This is a genomic window from Paenimyroides ceti, from assembly GCF_030409925.1.
In genome coordinates this window covers 63226-80078 of the sequence record NZ_JAUFQU010000001.1, presented here as the reverse complement: position 1 = coordinate 80078, position 16853 = coordinate 63226, and the positions used below count along the sequence as shown (strand labels likewise).

The window sequence follows — 16853 nt, the reverse complement described above, 5'->3', positions numbered from 1 at the left end:
ATACCTTTTCTTTCGAAAAAATATTAAATGTGCTTTATTTTTTAAATATTTTCTACTTTTGTTTGTTTTCCAATATGTCAATGAACGGTTTTTCTGAGCTAACAGAAATAGTGGAGAATATCGGAGTCGAACCGATGGCCTCCTGCGTGCAAGGCAGGCGCTCTAGCCAGCTGAGCTAATCCCCCATTATAATTTTGAACTTTTAAATTATGAATGTTGAATTTTGAATGAATGTGTAATTCATACTCATCTTCTAAAATTTCCTTTTTTTAAGTAAAATTGTAGTCCCGGGCAGACTCGAACTGCCGACCCCTACATTATCAGTGTAGTACTCTAACCAGCTGAGCTACGAGACTCTGTAATTTTTACTTCTTTTTTTTTTGAATTAACAGCGAGAGTAATGTTTTAACCATCTCTAGAAAGGAGGTGTTCCAGCCGCACCTTCCGGTACGGCTACCTTGTTACGACTTAGCCCCAGTTACCAGTTTTACCCTAGGCAGCTCCTTGCGGTCACCGACTTCAGGTACCCCCAGCTTCCATGGCTTGACGGGCGGTGTGTACAAGGCCCGGGAACGTATTCACCGGATCATGGCTGATATCCGATTACTAGCGATTCCAGCTTCACGGAGTCGAGTTGCAGACTCCGATCCGAACTGTGACCGGCTTTATAGATTCGCGCCCTATCGCTAGGTGGCTGCTCTCTGTACCGGCCATTGTAGCACGTGTGTGGCCCAGGACGTAAGGGCCGTGATGATTTGACGTCATCCCCACCTTCCTCTCAGTTTACACTGGCAGTCTTGCTAGAGTTCCCGACATTACTCGCTGGCAACTAACAACAGGGGTTGCGCTCGTTATAGGACTTAACCTGACACCTCACGGCACGAGCTGACGACAACCATGCAGCACCTTGTAATCTGTCTTGCGAAAGCTCTGTTTCCAAAGCGGTCAGAATACATTTAAGCCCTGGTAAGGTTCCTCGCGTATCATCGAATTAAACCACATGCTCCACCGCTTGTGCGGGCCCCCGTCAATTCCTTTGAGTTTCAAACTTGCGTTCGTACTCCCCAGGTGGGATACTTATCACTTTCGCTTAGTCACTCAACCTTGCGGCCAAACAACTAGTATCCATCGTTTACGGCGTGGACTACCAGGGTATCTAATCCTGTTCGCTACCCACGCTTTCGTCCATCAGCGTCAATTAACTCATAGTAACCTGCCTTCGCAATTGGTATTCCATGTAATATCTAAGCATTTCACCGCTACACTACATATTCTAGTTACTTCCAAGTAATTCAAGTCTAACAGTATCAATGGCAATTTTTTAGTTAAGCTAAAAACTTTCACCACTGACTTATAAGACCGCCTACGGACCCTTTAAACCCAATGATTCCGGATAACGCTTGGATCCTCCGTATTACCGCGGCTGCTGGCACGGAGTTAGCCGATCCTTATTCTTACGGTACCGTCAGTTAGTTACACGTAACTCGTTTTCTTCCCGTATAAAAGCAGTTTACAATCCATAGGACCGTCATCCTGCACGCGGCATGGCTGGTTCAGAGTTGCCTCCATTGACCAATATTCCTCACTGCTGCCTCCCGTAGGAGTCTGGTCCGTGTCTCAGTACCAGTGTGGGGGATCTCCCTCTCAGGACCCCTACCCATCATCGTCTTGGTATGCCGTTACCACACCAACTAACTAATGGGACGCATGCTCATCTTGTACCGTTGGAACTTTAATATCTAAATGATGCCATTCAAATATACTATGAGGTATTAATCCAAATTTCTCTGGGCTATCCCTCTGTACAAGGTAGATTGCATACGCGTTACGCACCCGTGCGCCGGTCTCAAAGTCCGAAGACTTCTACCCCTCGACTTGCATGTGTTAGGCCTGCCGCTAGCGTTCATCCTGAGCCAGGATCAAACTCTTCATCGTATAATTTTTAATATTTTTTGATGTTGCGTTAAAACAATTCTTACGAATTACTTACTCTCTTTATGCTGTAAATCCAATATGTCTATGAACGTGTCTTTTTATCTCTTCGCTTGTTTTTGTAAGCGAGTGCAAAAATAGAAACTCTTTTTATTTCCACCAAACTTTTTCTAAAGTTTTTTTTAAAATATTTTGACGGCTTTTCTAAGAACTTTCTCAATCCCTATCTACTTGATTGGGGTTGCAAAGCTACAACCTTTTTTTATTTCTAACAAAATTTATTTTTGTTATTTTTTTTAAGGCTTACTTAATATTTAAAGAACTTCTTGCGGATTGCGAGGGCAAATATACTACCCTTTTTTTATCCTTTCCTAATTTTTTTAAAACCTTTTTTAAACTTTATTTTAATACGCTGGTAACCTTAATTTTACAACACTCTTTTTTTTCTCTCACAATACTCAAAACCTCAAAAAAAACAGCATTCCCTTTTTTAAACCCAGCACTTTTCAAACAAAAAAAGCTTAAAACCACTTTTTGAAAACAAACAAAGTTTTAAAAAATACTACAAGAGGTGAATTTCACCTCAAAAAACCGGGAAGTTTTTTTTTTATTATTCAGAAAAGTAGCTTATTTCGAACAGAGGAAAAACAATTATAATATATACACAACATATATATAGTAAATAAAAAAAGATGAAACCAAAATGATTCAAATTTATTCCCTCGATTTTAAAAGGAGAAATGCCAAAATTCATCATCCTCAATTTTAGAAACACTTACTACATAAGTATTCTTCAGCAATTCATCTTTTTTATAAAAATAAAAAGAGCCATCCTTAAAGGATGGCTCTTTTGAAATACTATTAAAATGAAGAAATTAGTTTCCTCCTTTTTCCATTTTAGCTTTTAATTCTGCTAACGCATCGATATCACCTAAAGTAGTTTTCTCTGCAGCGTTGTTCATAGAATTATTATTTGATTTCTCTTCTTGAGATTTTACATTTTTCTCTTCTTCTTCACGGAAGATAGCAGTGTGAGAAGCAACAACTCTTTTAAATTCTTTGTTGAACTCAATTACTTTGAAATCTGCAACGTCTCCTTTTTTCAATTTCTTACCATCTTCTTTTTCTAAATGACGGGTTGGAATGAAAGCAACGATATCGTCACCGAATTCAACAGTAGCTCCTTTATCAACTACTTCAGAAATTGTTCCATTATGAACTGTACCTACTGCAAAAGCATCTTCATACTGATCCCATGGATTAGCAGTTGTTTGCTTGTGACCTAAAGATAATTTACGTCCTTCAACATCCAACTCCAATACAACTACCTGTAATTTGTCACCTACGTTAACAAATTCAGATGGATGTTTGATTTTCTTAGTCCAAGATAAGTCAGAGATATAAACTAATCCATCAATACCTTCTTCTAATTCAACGAATACTCCAAAGTTAGTAAAGTTACGAACTACACCTTCGTGAGTTGAACCTACCGGATACTTAGCAGTAATATCAGTCCAAGGATCTTGCGTTAATTGTTTAATACCTAAAGACATTTTTCTCTCTTCTCTATCTAAAGTCAAGATCACTGCTTCTACTTCATCTCCAACTTTTACGAAGTCTTGTGCAGAACGTAAATGTGTTGACCAAGACATTTCAGAAACGTGGATCAATCCTTCTACTCCTTCAGCCACTTCAATAAAAGCACCATAATCAGCTAAAACAACTACTTTTCCTTTTACTTTATCCCCAACTTGTAAGTTAGCATCTAAAGCATCCCATGGATGAGCATTTAATTGTTTTAATCCTAATTGGATACGTGTTTTCTCATCATCGAAATCTAAGATTACAACGTTCAATTTCTGATCTAATTCCAACACTTCTGATGGATGGTTGATACGTGACCAAGATAAGTCAGTGATGTGGATTAAACCATCTACACCTCCTAAATCGATGAATACACCGTAAGAAGTAATGTTTTTAACAATACCTTCTAATACCTGACCTTTTTCTAATTGACCGATGATCTCTTTTTTCTGTACTTCGATATCTGCTTCGATCAATGCTTTATGAGAAACTACAACGTTTTTGAACTCATGGTTGATTTTAACCACTTTGAATTCCATTGTTTTGTTTACATATTGATCGTAATCACGGATTGGTTTAACATCGATTTGAGAACCTGGTAAGAATGCTTCAATTCCGAATACATCTACAATCATACCACCTTTTGTTCTTGCTTTTACGAAACCATTAACGATTTCTCCTGTTTCGTTTGCAGCAATAACTCTATCCCAAGCTTTAATTGTACGGGCTTTACGGTGAGATAAAACCAACTGACCGTTTTTATCCTCTCTAACATCAATTAATACCTCTACAGTATCTCCTACTTTTAAGTTAGGATTGTAACGGAATTCATTCAAAGAGATAACACCCTCAGATTTTGCATTGATATCAACAATTGCATCTCTGTCAGTGATTCTTACTACAACTCCCTCTACTACTTCTTCTGCATCTGTAGAGATGAATGTTTTTTCAACTAAATCTTCGAATTCTTTTAATTGAGATCCTTCAACAGCATCAATTCCGTTTTCATAATTTTCCCAGTTAAAATTTTGCAAGAACTCGTCTTGTGTTTTTGTGATTTCAGACATGTCTGATAATAAATTTGTATTCTGCTGTTTATGAGTTTCTTCAGATATAAACAAACAGAAGTTGTTATTTTTTATTTTTATTGTTTTATCGAAACTCTTACCCTTAATAAAACGAGTGCAAAGATACAAAAAAATATATTCAACACACTAACATTCAATTCATTTATTTTTTAAACAAAAAAGAGATTCTTGTAAGAATCTCTTTTTTGTTTAAAAGTTGGTTGTAATATTCAGTGTAAATCCTGCTGCTTCAGGCACCATTCGGCAAACACCGCCTACACAAATCAAACCACCCCTTTGTCTTCCGTAACTCGCAGCAATTCTCGTCGCTCCTTTAGTGAAACTTCCTCCAAAGCTATAATAGTGCAATTGCATGTCCGGATTATCATTTCCATAATTATAAATGTCGTGAGCAAATATAGAAAACTTTGAATTTGGCATATACTCAATAGTACCTCCCGCCCAGTTTTTTCTATCACCGTCTGCCCATTGATGCTGTAGTTCCAATCGAAGTGAATTTGTTTCATTAAAGAAGTAAGTCCCTTCTACAACTCCTACATGAGACCGGATTTCACCATACGTCTCTTCTACCATTCTTTTATTATAATATTGGTTCAGATACATGAAGATACTATTAAATTTATCAGACCATTTTCGTCTGTATTCAACAGCAATATCTCTATAATATTTATCTCCGAAATCAAAAAAATCAGCATTCAGATTTCCATCTGTTCCTTCGGTTGTTTTCAACCCTGCCCAATAAGATCCGTTTACAATTAAGTTAGCACCATACTCACCTCCTAAAAAGCTTCCCTTATTTAAATCGTAAAAAAGATCAAACTGTCCTCCGATTTCACCTAATTTATGAATATTCATATATCCGTATTTTGGCTGCGCCTGGTATACAAAAATATTCTGCAAAGCAAAATCATACTGTTTAGTCAATGCAGGAATGTAATTAACCATTCCGGTATTATAAACATTACCATTAAGAAGTCGCTCTGAAAAGAAAGTCATATTTTCAGTTCTTCTTAAATTTACATTGGCAGCAAAACCGGAATCAGTATATCCCAAGTTAACCAAAACAGCGCTTCCCGGTTTTGTTTTTTCAGGATATATCACTCGTGTTCCCAAATTTTCAACGATAGGATCATCTGTTTTATATGCGTATTCTGTACTTATGGAAAATTTATCTCCCGCATATTCCAATCGCGCTGACAACATATCTGTCGTTGGTTGTACGGTAGGATATTCTTCAGATATATCTTCGTATCTTCCTACAAAACTGGCACCGAATTTTAACAGGTATTTATCAATTCCGATCATATCTGTGATATCTACATCAGCATTTACCCCATATATAACACCATCAGACAGATCAAAGCCCATTCCTATACGCTGTTTACCTCCTAAAGCAGTTAAGTAAGTTGAGTTCCCTAAACGTATTTTAAATCGTGAACCGAAAATAGCATTGTTAATTCCCAACGCCCTATCTTCCCAAGACCTTAAAACCAGTCCGTTACCAAATTGCTCATAGAAATGACCTATAGTGAAATCAATACCATTTTCGTAGTCATTATATCTTGCATAAACAGTTCCTACATTAAAGCCCTTTAAATCCGGAGAATAATTAAGGATTGCTTTTGGAGCATAAGCTTCCATCTGTAATCCGACTTCAAATTTTCCTTTAAGATAATCCAGTTTTATATAATTGTTAGATCTGAATCTATCGTCTCTATCCTGTTCGTCTAATTTTATATATTTATCATCAACATAGTATTGTGAATTTGACTCAATACCTACATTAATTTGTGCATGCGCCATTGAAGACAAGAATAACATTGTCCCAAAAGCAAAAAATGTATTAATTCTCATCGCTATTTACCCACCGCCTTTTTTAACTGTGCATACATTTCATTCTCTATTCCCGGAGTATAGCTTGAATGAGAAAAAACAACTTTCCCTTTGTGTAATATTATGGTATAAGGAACATTCGCTACATTTAATGCTCTTTTAAGCTCCTGATTTTCATCTAAAAGAATTTTGTAAGGCCATGACTTACCTTTAACCTGAGATTTTACACGCGCTTTAGTTCGTACATCATCAATAGAAATAGCAACTAACTCTACTCCTGTTTCTTTTTGCCATTGCGGATATACTTCTTTAATTGCATTTAATTCTTTGATACATGGTCCACACCAGGTTGCCCAAAAACTTATAATAACTGGTTTTTCTGAAGTATTATAAGAAGAGACATTTACATTTTTACCATCGAGATCTTTCAAAGTCACATTTGGCATTTTCTGAGCATTCATGGTTAGTGATGCAAACACTAAAAAGAAAAATAAAGTGTATTTCATAACATTAACATTAATATTGAATAATTTAATAGTTTAAGACGCACAAATCTATCAATAAAATAATTACTAAATATTTTTTTTTTTCAAATATTATCATTTTATTTACATTTCATTAACAAATTAATAATAACTGAAATGAACAAAAAGAATTTATTTAAAGGATTATGTGTAGGTTTATTTACACTTGCCTCTTTAGTTTCTTGCTCAAGTGATGACTCAAAAACAGAAGTAACAACAGATGTTCCTGTAACAACTGACACTCCAAGTACGGATACACCGACAACTGACACTCCGACAACAGATACTCCGACAACTGACACTCCTGGGCCTTCTGAATCAAACATGCGAGTTATTGTTGCTGTATTTGATAATAATGGAAATGCCTTAAACGTACAAGATGCAGATGGTAATACAACAAAAGATTATGTGATGGCAGGTAGTGGTTACCAGCACAGAGTATTAATTGAAGATTTTACAGGTGCATGGTGCGGTTGGTGTCCTAGAGTATCACACTCTATAGAAACTTTAGAAACAGAAAACAACGACAAAATTGTAGCTGTAGCTTTACACAATGGTGATAAATTAGCTTTTAGCAAACAAGGTGTATTAGGAAACAGCTTATGGGAAAAATTTGGAGTTCCAACCAATCAAAGAGGATATCCGTTTGCGGTAATCAACAGAGAAGTGGAATGGCAGGCAGTAAACGGAAACAATATGAACCTGAATCAGGTTTTATCAAAAGCAGCTGCAAGTTCTAACATTGGAATCAAAATTACATCAAATTTAGAATCAACATCTGGTAGTGTAAATGTAAGTTTCAAATTTGCTGCATCCTATACTTCTGAATTAAAATACGTAGTATATATCGTACAGGACGGAATCGTTTTAGCACAGGAAAACTATACTACAAATTATGGAGGCGCTGGAAAAAAACCAAACTTTATACATAATTCAGTAGCTAAAGCAACTACTGGTGATATATTTGGAGTAGTGATCCCTTCTGATCAAACTTCTACAGGAAATGAATTCAATACAGGACAATTAAATATTACCTATAAAAATTTCTAATCAATTTTTGATTAGAAAAAGGAGGTTCTGAAAAGAACCTCCTTTTTAATTTATAAATCTAAGCGCAATTGAATATACATAGGTTGCTTGTTTTTATAAATATTCAGATTGCTGACCTGAATACCAATAAGACGTACTGAATTATTTAAGCCACTCTGATACAAAAGCTTTTTAGCTTCTTCAAACAAAATTGCTTCGTCATTGATAAAATAGGGATAAGACATACTTCTGGTCTGTAATGTAAAATCACTGTATTTCAATTTCAGCGTGATGGTTTTACCCGATACATCTCTTTTTTTCAATCGCAACGAAACTTCCTGCGCAATCCATCTTAACTTGTCTTCCAGAAAAACTTCTGAAGTGATGTTATTTTCAAAAGTCCGTTCAGCTCCCAATGACTTGGGCAATCTGTCCGGTACCACTATAGAATTAGAGATACCTCTTGAAATCTGATAGTAATGAGAACCTGAGTTCTTAAAATGTATTTCTAAGAATTCAAGAGACTTACTTTTCAGATCTGCACCGGTAAAAATTCCAAGGTGATACATTTTATCTGCCGTTTTTTTTCCAATACCAAAAAACCTTTTCACATCCAGACGATCTAAAAAATCAGAGATTTCATCCGGATTTATTGTTTTTTGTCCGTTTGGCTTATTATAATCGCTGGCTATTTTGGCTAAAAATTTATTGACAGAGATACCTGCTGAAGCAGTGAGCCCTGTTTTTTCATATATTTTTGCTCTAATTTCAGACGCTAACAGAGTAGCACTCTGTGCATTTTTCTTATTGATCGTTACATCCAGAAAGGCTTCATCAAGCGACAAAGGCTCAACTAAATCAGTATACTCTAAAAATATAGAACGAATAATTCTTGAGATTTCTTTATATCGGTCAAATCGTGGTTTTACAAAGATAAGTTCCGGGCAGTTTTTTTTTGCCAAAGCCCCACTCATAGCGCTTTTTACGCCAAATTTACGCGCTTCATAACTCGCAGCAGAAACAACCCCTCTGATTTCACCTCCCCCAACAGCTATGGGTTTACCTTTTAATTCAGGGAAATCTAATTGCTCAACGGAAGCATAAAATGCATCCATATCAATATGAATTATTTTTCGGTAGGCTGATTCCATATAGAAAAAATCTCCTGAAGAGATTTATTTTCAAATTTTCTTTGGGCTGATCGGTGGAAAAAAGAAATGCATAGGATGTCTTTTAAAATGCACCCAGACCGATTTTTGTAGGGAAAACACTTCATACAGAGGAATATTTCTTGAACGAAATGCCAAACCTAATGAAAGAGCAAAACTTACAATAAAATTCATAAAACCGATGACGATCAATCCTATAAAACACCACATCCAGGTGATCCAGTTAAGTGCAAAATCTGCTCCATACGCTCCCAAAGCAATGTTTCCACTTGCAAATGTAATGTGCCGTATATCTAAATTCAATCCTAAAAAATTACCGATGGAATGTGTACTTCCCATAAAAACGCCAAACCAAAAGTTAGAAGCAATTCCCGGCCACTTTTTTTCAAGCCAGAAAGCCAGCTTAGATGTTTTACGAATACCCAGCGTCTGTTTCAGAAACGGGTTTTCCTGTATGCGATAATATACCTGATTGTGTTTATTTTTATTAGATACATTTCCGGAAATGATTCCTGAAAGAAATAAAAAAACCCCTGCAATTGCGGCATGAAATACTGCCGGTGATTCAATCGGATTTACGTCTGACAACAGAGTGTGCCACTTAGTATCGGTGATATTGATACCCGTACTCAGATCGATCAGCCAGATAATGGCAAGAGCCACAGGAAATGCCAGAATAACATTTCCTACAAAAGCTATAAATTGGGAACGGAACAAACGGGCAAATAATCCGGCAAATGCACTGTGCTTTTCATTGTTATTTGTTTGTTTCTTTATTCCTTCTTCAATTGATTTAATAATGGTAGCAGCTGTCATTGCAGGTTGCTTTGTTGCCAAAGTAAAGCTCAGCAGATAAATCATTATAAAACCGACAGCATAATTCATACTATATAAAAACGCAAAACCAAAATCACTGGTTTCAGCTTTCGAAAGCAATATTTTGATCACACATAAAATCCCTACAATAAAACCTCCTCCCAAAGCAGCTTTAAACATGCGGAAATATTCTTTGGACGTTTCCGTTATATAATGTTCTCCCGTTTTAGCAGAATATTGTGTAATCTCATAAGCAATCAATTGTGTACTTTCACTTACGAGCGATTTAACATTATTTTTATAACAATTATATTCAATAAGTTTTAATGCCAAATTGACCGAATTGACCTTCTTATCCACAGCTTCTTTGACTACAAGTAATGACATCAAAATTTCTACACGGATAAGTTGCTGTCTGATGCGCAAAAGACTCTGATTAACCTTAAGGGTAATTCCGAATTTTGAACTGTTCTTAAAAGCCTGATTTACAAATTCCAGACATTGTTTATGAAGAATTACCAATTGTTTATAATTAAGATCATCCGGTTTCAGACATCGGATGAATCCTGAGCGAATGGCTTTTTCTATTTCCAGAAATTCATTTTCAAAACCCAGAAAAGGGCTTTCGAGATGTGTATATTCCGGTACCATATTGATAATATTCGACTCCATTGAACGTCCGCTCATTCGCTGAGTAATCAATCCCAACGCGTACAAAACTTCCGAAAGAGGACCTTCTTTGTCCTGAACATCAACAAAAACATCTTTAAATTGTAACAAATCAAACAGCTCAATTAATTCACTAAAAGGAATTTTATTGATCCAGATAAAATCGGTTTCCTTATAAAAAACCTGATTTAAAACATATTCAAGGGTATCTTTTTGAGGCTGATAAGGCAGTATTTTTGAAGATATTCTTTTTCTTACTTCATATAAAAAATCTGAATCCTGTAAAATTCCTGCATCCGAAACCAATCTGCTGAACTTGCGTCCTTTCAGGATCTGATGAATATACTGAGCCAGTAAAAAGCGATGTTCTTCATTTTCTATCAGATAATCCAATAACTCCTGTAGCGTAACACTTACTACTTCTTTAGGTTTTTTAGGTCTGAAATAAAGAACTAATTCATATAAAAATAATAAATCATCTGCAAGAATCAACTCATTCTCTACAATATATTTATCAAATATATTTTTGATTTGCAACGGACTTAAATGCTTTTTATATAATTTCATAAATTCATTTTTTAGTGTAATATTTACATTAAAAATCAAACAAATATAATGATTGAAATCGAACGAAAATACAAAGTTAAGAATACTAATTTCTTAAACGCACTTTCGCACTCATTTAAAATTGCTCAGGGTTATTTAAATACGCATCCTGAACGGACTGTTCGCATACGAACCCGTGATGACAAGGCCTATATTACAATTAAAGGAAAAAGCAATGAAAAAGGAACAAGTCGTCTGGAATGGGAAAAGGAAATCAATCCGGAAGAGGCACAACAGCTTTTAATGTTATGTGAAGATTTCATAATTGAAAAAACAAGATATATTGTACCTTATAGAGGGCATACTTTTGAAATAGATGTTTTTTCCGGGCTCAATGAGGGGTTGATAATTGCTGAAATTGAATTAAGCCATGAGGATGAAATTTTTGAAAAACCTGAATGGCTGGGAGAAGAAGTAACCGGTGATGTAAAATATTATAACGCTTATTTAAGCAATCATCCGTATAACAATTGGAATTAATTTAATTTTTCAATGGTTACTTTAAGGCGTCCGTGTTTTTTATCATCTGTAATTTTCATGAATGCCTTTTTAGACAAATCCAGCTCCAATCCTTTTGAAAAAGGGCCTCTATCGTTCACAATAACATCTACTGATTTATTATTAACAACATTAGTGACACGTAATTTAGTCCCGAAAGCAAGCGTTTTATGTGCAGCAGTCAATTTATGATTAGAGAATTTTGCTCCACTTGCCGTTTTTCTTCCATTAAACTTATCATGATAATAACAAGCAAAAACCTCACTTTTAAAGGAGGTTTTTGATTTATTTTGTGTAGACTTACACCCTATAAAAATAAATGAAATAAGGATAAGCAGTATAGGATTATAACGCAAATTCATTTAAATCTAAATCATTATGAATCTGAACAATATCGCTTAAGTCTTCTTCAATTTTTGCTTTGTTTTCTTCGTAGTCATCAGGTAAAACTTCAATCTTTACATTTAAAGTTCCTTTTCCTCTGTGGTGTGCTATATCCATAAAAGCACTTTTCGAAAGATCTAATGAACGTCCTTTAGAATGAGGTCCCCGATCGTTTACCGTAACAATTACTGATTCTTCATTTGACAGATTTGTAACACGAACTTTAGTACCGAAAGGAAGGGTTTTATGGGCTGCTGTAAGTTCTTTATTATTAAAAACTTCACCGCTTGCTGTTTTTTTTCCGTTAAACTTATCGTGATAATAAGACGTAACGGCTGATTCCTCAATCACTTCTACTTCGTCTTCCAGTTGCAATAATTGATTATTCAAAGCATTCAGATCATCATTCATCAATTCTTTTTTCTCCAGTTTAAATGTTGAATCATAATTCACAACATTCATCGCCAATTCTTTAGAAGATTTCGGTGTACTGAAATCAGAAGTGCTGTATACAGCAAAACCACTTAACACTACTAACAATGCTGATAAACTAAATAAATGTTTCCGTTTCATTTTCATATTCGTTTCATTTTTTAATCTGGCATTATCCGAAGAAAAACACCAAAGAACCTTTCGGTTATATTATTTCTATGAAAACCACATATTCCATGGAATACGGGATAAAATTAAAATCAATCCCAATGTATAGAAGATGGCAAACATTTTAAATTTCTTTTTACTGTCAGCCGTCTTTTTATGCTTAGACCAACCGATTGTAATCAGTATGATAGCGATAATATTGATCAAAGGATGCTCCAGAGCATACAATCTCAAATTAGAATCTTTCATGGCTACACTAAAACTCTGTACCAAAGGAGATATAAAATAGAGAATCAGTCCTAACAGTAATTGTATGTGCGTAAAAATCAACGCAAATAATCCTATTTTTTTATCACTATCTTTAAATGAACGATTAGCCATCATTCCTGCAATTCCGTTTACAGAGGCAATTGCTAAAAAAATTAACGCTGCATAAGCAACATACGAATGCGCTGGTTGTAATATACTATACATCTTTTCTTTTTGTTGTTAATTGACAAAGATAGAAATTAAACTGAAAAATACACCTTGCTTTTCGACAACGGAAACAAATATACTGATTAACAACGGATTGAAAAAACATTTAGAATGTTTTTAAACAATATTTTAACTTTTAACAAGAATTAATGGGATAAAAAGCGCCTGAAATCTGAAGAATTTAGATAAGATTGTCTAACGGTTTTTCTATCAAATTTAGCATTGAGTATGACCAAAGACGGATAGGCTTTTGGATGTCCTTTCAAATAATAATTTACTATTTCGTGACTACCGGTATTAATTCCTGAAGGAACATATTTAAATGTTTTTTGTAAATGAAAAACAGCTGCTTTATCTTCTCCATTTATTTCAATAAAATAATAAGAGGTATTGAGCAGATTAATGATTTCTTTGTCTCTGAAAGTAGTACGTTGCATCATTTTACAATAGGAACACCAATCGGTGTAAAAGAAAATAACAATTGGCCGGGGGTCCTGCCCGACCAACTGCTCTACCTCTTCAAAACGATATTTCTTCAATATCTGTGCGTTCATCTGAGGAATAAAAAAAAATAATACTAATACAAAAAACTTATTAAAATTCTTCATCTAAAAATGATATCTTATTCCTAAAAAAGTTCTTATTCCCTGATTGGCTGCATACACGTATTCCGGACTGAACGTTAACCCATATGGATTACCTGGTGTTCGCAACGCATTGCCATCGGGTCCGAATTGCACCTCTTTATCGAACGGATCATTGGCTCCGGCAATTAAAAACGGTAATCCTTTTGCTGGTGTCCAGTTGAGCAGATTTTTGACTCCTCCGTAAATTTGAATATTTTTAAACCCCTTATAAGTTAGCTGAATATTCTGAACACTATACGTTTTGGAATATTCAGGCCGCGGATCCCATTCACTTGCTAATGGTAACCTCATAGGCCCGTACATACTGCCGGTATAATCAATATCCATATTCCAGGTTGGAATGGTATAACTTATTGCCCAATTACCAGAAAACTGCTCTGTCAGCATTTGTCGTTGTTTTATCTTATCTTCCGTTGTAGAAACATCCATCAGGGTAGCTCCGAGAATCAATTTCAACCCGTTTGAAAAGACAACATCAACATTCGCACTCATCCCTTTAGAAACCGCATATCCGTTTAAGTTGCTATAAATAATCTGATTGGGATTGGTATCGTAGTCAGGAATAATCGCATTGGTAAAATAAGTGTACCATGCAGAGGTTTCCAACTGTATTACATTACCGCCATCCCCAAAATACCAGTTTTTCAGATAACTCAAATTCACATTATAGGATTGTTCCGGTTTTAAATCTCCTACCACAATTACGTCTCTTGAACCGGTTAAAGCAGCATGATCTTCTGTAAATAAATTGACCACCCGAAATCCGGTTCCGGCATTCAAACGAAGAATATCCCCTTTTTCTGATTTGTAGCGATATGCTGCTCTCGGAGTAAAAATATTTCCATGATTATTGTTATAATCATATCGCGCTCCAAGTAACAGACTGTGCTTACCGTCAAAGTCGATTTCATCCTGTACAAAAACACCTGGCATCGTTGTTTGTTCGGCTGTTTCTGTTGCGGGTGTATTATCATTGTAATATTGATACCGTAATGCAGCACCGAAAAGCATATCGTGACGTCCGAATTTCTTATCCCAGGTCAACTGACCAAATGCGATTTTCTGCTTTGCAAGATACGGGACATCTCCATAAACAGAATTTTGATCGTGATCAGTATAAGAGAAGCTAAACAGCATTTTTTCCTCAACAGGTAGTTCATAAGTACCCAAAAGTTCATAACGACTGGTATAAATTGATTCTCCATACACCTCATCACCCCCTCTGTATCCCTTATTCCAGTTCATTTGTCCGCCCCACCGGTCTTCATAAAAGTATCTGCCGGCCACAGAAAACAATTTATTGCTTTTTCTCTTAAAATTCCACTTTTGAAAAACAGAAATGCGATCCTGAAGCGTTAAATCTGTAAATCCGTCTTTGTTTTTGTCAATTGGATTCGAATAATTAAAATAATTGACACCTAAGAGTAAATTAGCAGATTTTCCTACTTTAGTGCTTACTCCAAGATCTGTATTTACCTCTCCCCATGAAGTTCCAAATACATCTGCCGAAAACAGAGGAGCGTTCTCAGGGGTTTTAGTAATGATATTAATCAAACCGCCTACAGCTTCACTACCGTATAAAGAGGAAGCAGGACCTTTTACTACTTCAACGCGCTGAATCAGCGAATTTGGAATTCCGGACAATCCGTACACAGTCGATAATCCGCTTACAATTGGCATCCCGTCTATTAACACAAAAGTATAGGGTCCTTCGAGGCCGTTAATGTGTATATCTCCTGTGTTACAAACATTACAGTTTACCTGTGGGCGCACTCCGTTTACCATCTCCAATGCTTCAAAAACATTGGATGTAGGATTTTTTTTAAAAAAAGCAGGTGTATATACTTCAACTGGAATCATACTTTGGGAACGGCTGACGGGTTTCATTGTTCCGGTTATTACCATTTCTTCCATTATATCTTCTTTGAGCGGCACCATCTTGAATTCTAAGCTGTAAGTACTGTCGGTTTTCACTTCAATATCTGTGAAGATATTTTCATAACCGGCTTTTACTGCTACCAGCTGATAATTTCCCGGAACTACATCCAAAAACTCGAATAGTCCGTTACTTTCGGTCGTTTTCAATGAATCTTGCGGCAATAAATAAACTTCTGTTCCCTCCATGGCTTTATTCCCGGAAACCACTCTCCCCTTTATCACGGATTGCGCATTTAATCCCTGAAATAGTGTTCCGAAAAATAAAAACAAAATATACTTATTCATCATTTTCTGTTGTTTTAAATTTATTTTTAGGCAAAGCTAAAATTATTTTTAAGACACAACAAATATTTTTATAATTTATTTTATTACATTTGTTTCAAATACAAAAAAGATGATCTCACACGCTGAAGAAAATTACCTGAAAGCCATATACCACCTGTCTCAATCAGAGGAGAACGGAGTGAGTACTAATGCCATTGCTAACAGAATGGAAACGAAAGCTTCATCTGCCACAGAAATGGTTAAAAAGTTAAGCGAAAAAGGCTATATAGATTATCAGAAATATCAGGGGGCTACACTCACACAAAAAGGCATTATGGCTGCGACCATGGTCATAAGAAAACATCGTCTATGGGAGGTTTTTCTTGTAGAAAAACTGAATTTTTCCTGGGATGAAGTACATGATGTAGCAGAAGAGCTTGAGCATATAAAATCAGAAAAGCTGATCAATAAGCTCGATGCATTCTTAGAGTTTCCTACAGAAGATCCGCATGGAGATCCGATTCCGAATGCGGAAGGAAAAATTGTTGAAAGCGCCAAAATGTTGTTGGCAGAAATGAACGTTGGCACCTTGTGTATTTGTGTAGGCGTAAAAGATACCTCTGTAGAATTCTTACAATATCTTGACAGACAGAAAATTGCATTGGGTACTTCTCTCAAAATCATAAATAAAGAAAGTTTCGACCATTCACTCACCTTAGAGATTCACAAAAAAGAACTGATTATTTCTGAAATGGTGGCTAAAAATATTTTTGTAAAAAAAGCTTAATTCATTAC

At 35.6% G+C, this 16853-nt stretch carries 13 protein-coding genes, 2 tRNA genes and 1 rRNA gene; 3 read left to right on the top strand and 13 right to left on the bottom strand.

Going from position 1 to position 16853, the window contains the following annotated elements; genetic code table 11:
* Positions 1 to 111: 111 nt before the first annotated feature.
* The 6 genes from QW060_RS00380 to QW060_RS00355 form a co-directional block, all read right to left on the bottom strand.
* A tRNA-Ala gene (locus QW060_RS00380) sits at positions 112 to 185 on the bottom strand.
* Between the two features lie 97 nt (positions 186 to 282).
* Positions 283 to 356: transfer RNA gene (locus QW060_RS00375), tRNA-Ile, on the bottom strand.
* Between the two features lie 63 nt (positions 357 to 419).
* A 16S ribosomal RNA gene (locus QW060_RS00370) occupies positions 420 to 1935 on the bottom strand.
* Positions 1936 to 2807: 872 nt separating this feature from the next.
* Positions 2808 to 4583 (bottom strand): 30S ribosomal protein S1, encoded by a 1776-nt coding sequence (gene rpsA, locus QW060_RS00365; RefSeq protein WP_290364653.1) that lies wholly within the window; start codon positions 4581 to 4583, stop codon positions 2808 to 2810.
* 210 nt (positions 4584 to 4793) lie between these two features.
* Positions 4794 to 6458: a DUF6029 family protein gene (locus tag QW060_RS00360; RefSeq protein ID WP_290361753.1), complete on the bottom strand. Its 1665-nt coding sequence runs from the start codon at positions 6456 to 6458 to the stop codon at positions 4794 to 4796.
* A gap of 2 nt (positions 6459 to 6460) precedes the next feature.
* Positions 6461 to 6943 (bottom strand): TlpA family protein disulfide reductase, encoded by a 483-nt coding sequence (locus QW060_RS00355; RefSeq protein ID WP_290361752.1) that lies wholly within the window; start codon positions 6941 to 6943, stop codon positions 6461 to 6463.
* 135 nt (positions 6944 to 7078) lie between these two features.
* Between QW060_RS00355 and QW060_RS00350 the strand changes: the two genes are divergently transcribed.
* Positions 7079 to 8011: an Omp28-related outer membrane protein gene (locus tag QW060_RS00350; RefSeq protein WP_290361751.1), complete on the top strand. Its 933-nt coding sequence runs from the start codon at positions 7079 to 7081 to the stop codon at positions 8009 to 8011.
* A gap of 50 nt (positions 8012 to 8061) precedes the next feature.
* On the opposite strand, the gene dinB is transcribed toward QW060_RS00350, so the two are convergent.
* Positions 8062 to 9141: a DNA polymerase IV gene (gene dinB, locus QW060_RS00345; protein WP_290361750.1), complete on the bottom strand. Its 1080-nt coding sequence runs from the start codon at positions 9139 to 9141 to the stop codon at positions 8062 to 8064.
* Positions 9142 to 9171: 30 nt separating this feature from the next.
* Positions 9172 to 11211, bottom strand: a complete 2040-nt coding sequence (locus QW060_RS00340; RefSeq protein ID WP_290361749.1) for a recombinase — start codon at positions 11209 to 11211, stop codon at positions 9172 to 9174.
* A gap of 48 nt (positions 11212 to 11259) precedes the next feature.
* Here QW060_RS00340 and QW060_RS00335 point away from each other — a divergent pair, with 48 nt between their 5' ends.
* The gene (locus QW060_RS00335; RefSeq protein WP_290361748.1) at positions 11260 to 11730 is read left to right on the top strand and encodes a CYTH domain-containing protein; all 471 of its coding nucleotides are present in this window, start codon (positions 11260 to 11262) and stop codon (positions 11728 to 11730) included.
* On the opposite strand, the gene QW060_RS00330 is transcribed toward QW060_RS00335, so the two are convergent.
* The 5 genes from QW060_RS00330 to QW060_RS00310 form a co-directional block, all read right to left on the bottom strand.
* Positions 11727 to 12110, bottom strand: coding sequence for a septal ring lytic transglycosylase RlpA family protein (locus QW060_RS00330; RefSeq protein ID WP_290361747.1), 384 nt, complete (start codon positions 12108 to 12110; stop codon positions 11727 to 11729). The two genes, QW060_RS00335 and QW060_RS00330, sit on opposite strands and share 4 nt — an antisense overlap.
* A complete protein-coding gene (locus tag QW060_RS28015; RefSeq protein ID WP_317623156.1) occupies positions 12094 to 12705 on the bottom strand; it encodes a septal ring lytic transglycosylase RlpA family protein in 612 nt (203 codons plus the stop codon). Before QW060_RS28015 ends, QW060_RS00330 begins: the two co-directional genes overlap by 17 nt.
* Positions 12706 to 12780: 75 nt before the next feature.
* Positions 12781 to 13206: a hypothetical protein gene (locus QW060_RS00320; RefSeq protein WP_290361746.1), complete on the bottom strand. Its 426-nt coding sequence runs from the start codon at positions 13204 to 13206 to the stop codon at positions 12781 to 12783.
* Between the two features lie 149 nt (positions 13207 to 13355).
* Positions 13356 to 13817 (bottom strand): thioredoxin family protein, encoded by a 462-nt coding sequence (locus QW060_RS00315; RefSeq protein WP_290361745.1) that lies wholly within the window; start codon positions 13815 to 13817, stop codon positions 13356 to 13358.
* Positions 13818 to 16082, bottom strand: a complete 2265-nt coding sequence (locus tag QW060_RS00310; protein ID WP_290361744.1) for a TonB-dependent receptor — start codon at positions 16080 to 16082, stop codon at positions 13818 to 13820.
* A gap of 106 nt (positions 16083 to 16188) precedes the next feature.
* Here QW060_RS00310 and QW060_RS00305 point away from each other — a divergent pair, with 106 nt between their 5' ends.
* Positions 16189 to 16845 (top strand): metal-dependent transcriptional regulator, encoded by a 657-nt coding sequence (locus tag QW060_RS00305; protein WP_290361743.1) that lies wholly within the window; start codon positions 16189 to 16191, stop codon positions 16843 to 16845.
* The last annotated feature ends 8 nt before the right edge of the window (positions 16846 to 16853 follow it).

Coding starts and splice junctions, on each gene's coding strand:
- QW060_RS00355 (WP_290361752.1), bottom strand. CDS start 6,943: ATGAAATACACTTTATTTTTCTTTTTAGTGTTTGCATCACTAACCATG.
- QW060_RS00305 (WP_290361743.1), top strand. CDS start 16,189: ATGATCTCACACGCTGAAGAAAATTACCTGAAAGCCATATACCACCTG.
- QW060_RS00320 (WP_290361746.1), bottom strand. CDS start 13,206: ATGTATAGTATATTACAACCAGCGCATTCGTATGTTGCTTATGCAGCG.
- QW060_RS00310 (WP_290361744.1), bottom strand. CDS start 16,082: ATGATGAATAAGTATATTTTGTTTTTATTTTTCGGAACACTATTTCAG.
- QW060_RS00360 (WP_290361753.1), bottom strand. CDS start 6,458: ATGAGAATTAATACATTTTTTGCTTTTGGGACAATGTTATTCTTGTCT.
- QW060_RS00315 (WP_290361745.1), bottom strand. CDS start 13,817: ATGAAGAATTTTAATAAGTTTTTTGTATTAGTATTATTTTTTTTTATT.
- QW060_RS00340 (WP_290361749.1), bottom strand. CDS start 11,211: ATGAAATTATATAAAAAGCATTTAAGTCCGTTGCAAATCAAAAATATA.
- rpsA (WP_290364653.1), bottom strand. CDS start 4,583: ATGTCTGAAATCACAAAAACACAAGACGAGTTCTTGCAAAATTTTAAC.
- dinB (WP_290361750.1), bottom strand. CDS start 9,141: ATGGAATCAGCCTACCGAAAAATAATTCATATTGATATGGATGCATTT.
- QW060_RS00350 (WP_290361751.1), top strand. CDS start 7,079: ATGAACAAAAAGAATTTATTTAAAGGATTATGTGTAGGTTTATTTACA.
- QW060_RS00330 (WP_290361747.1), bottom strand. CDS start 12,110: ATGAATTTGCGTTATAATCCTATACTGCTTATCCTTATTTCATTTATT.
- QW060_RS00335 (WP_290361748.1), top strand. CDS start 11,260: ATGATTGAAATCGAACGAAAATACAAAGTTAAGAATACTAATTTCTTA.
- QW060_RS28015 (WP_317623156.1), bottom strand. CDS start 12,705: ATGAAACGGAAACATTTATTTAGTTTATCAGCATTGTTAGTAGTGTTA.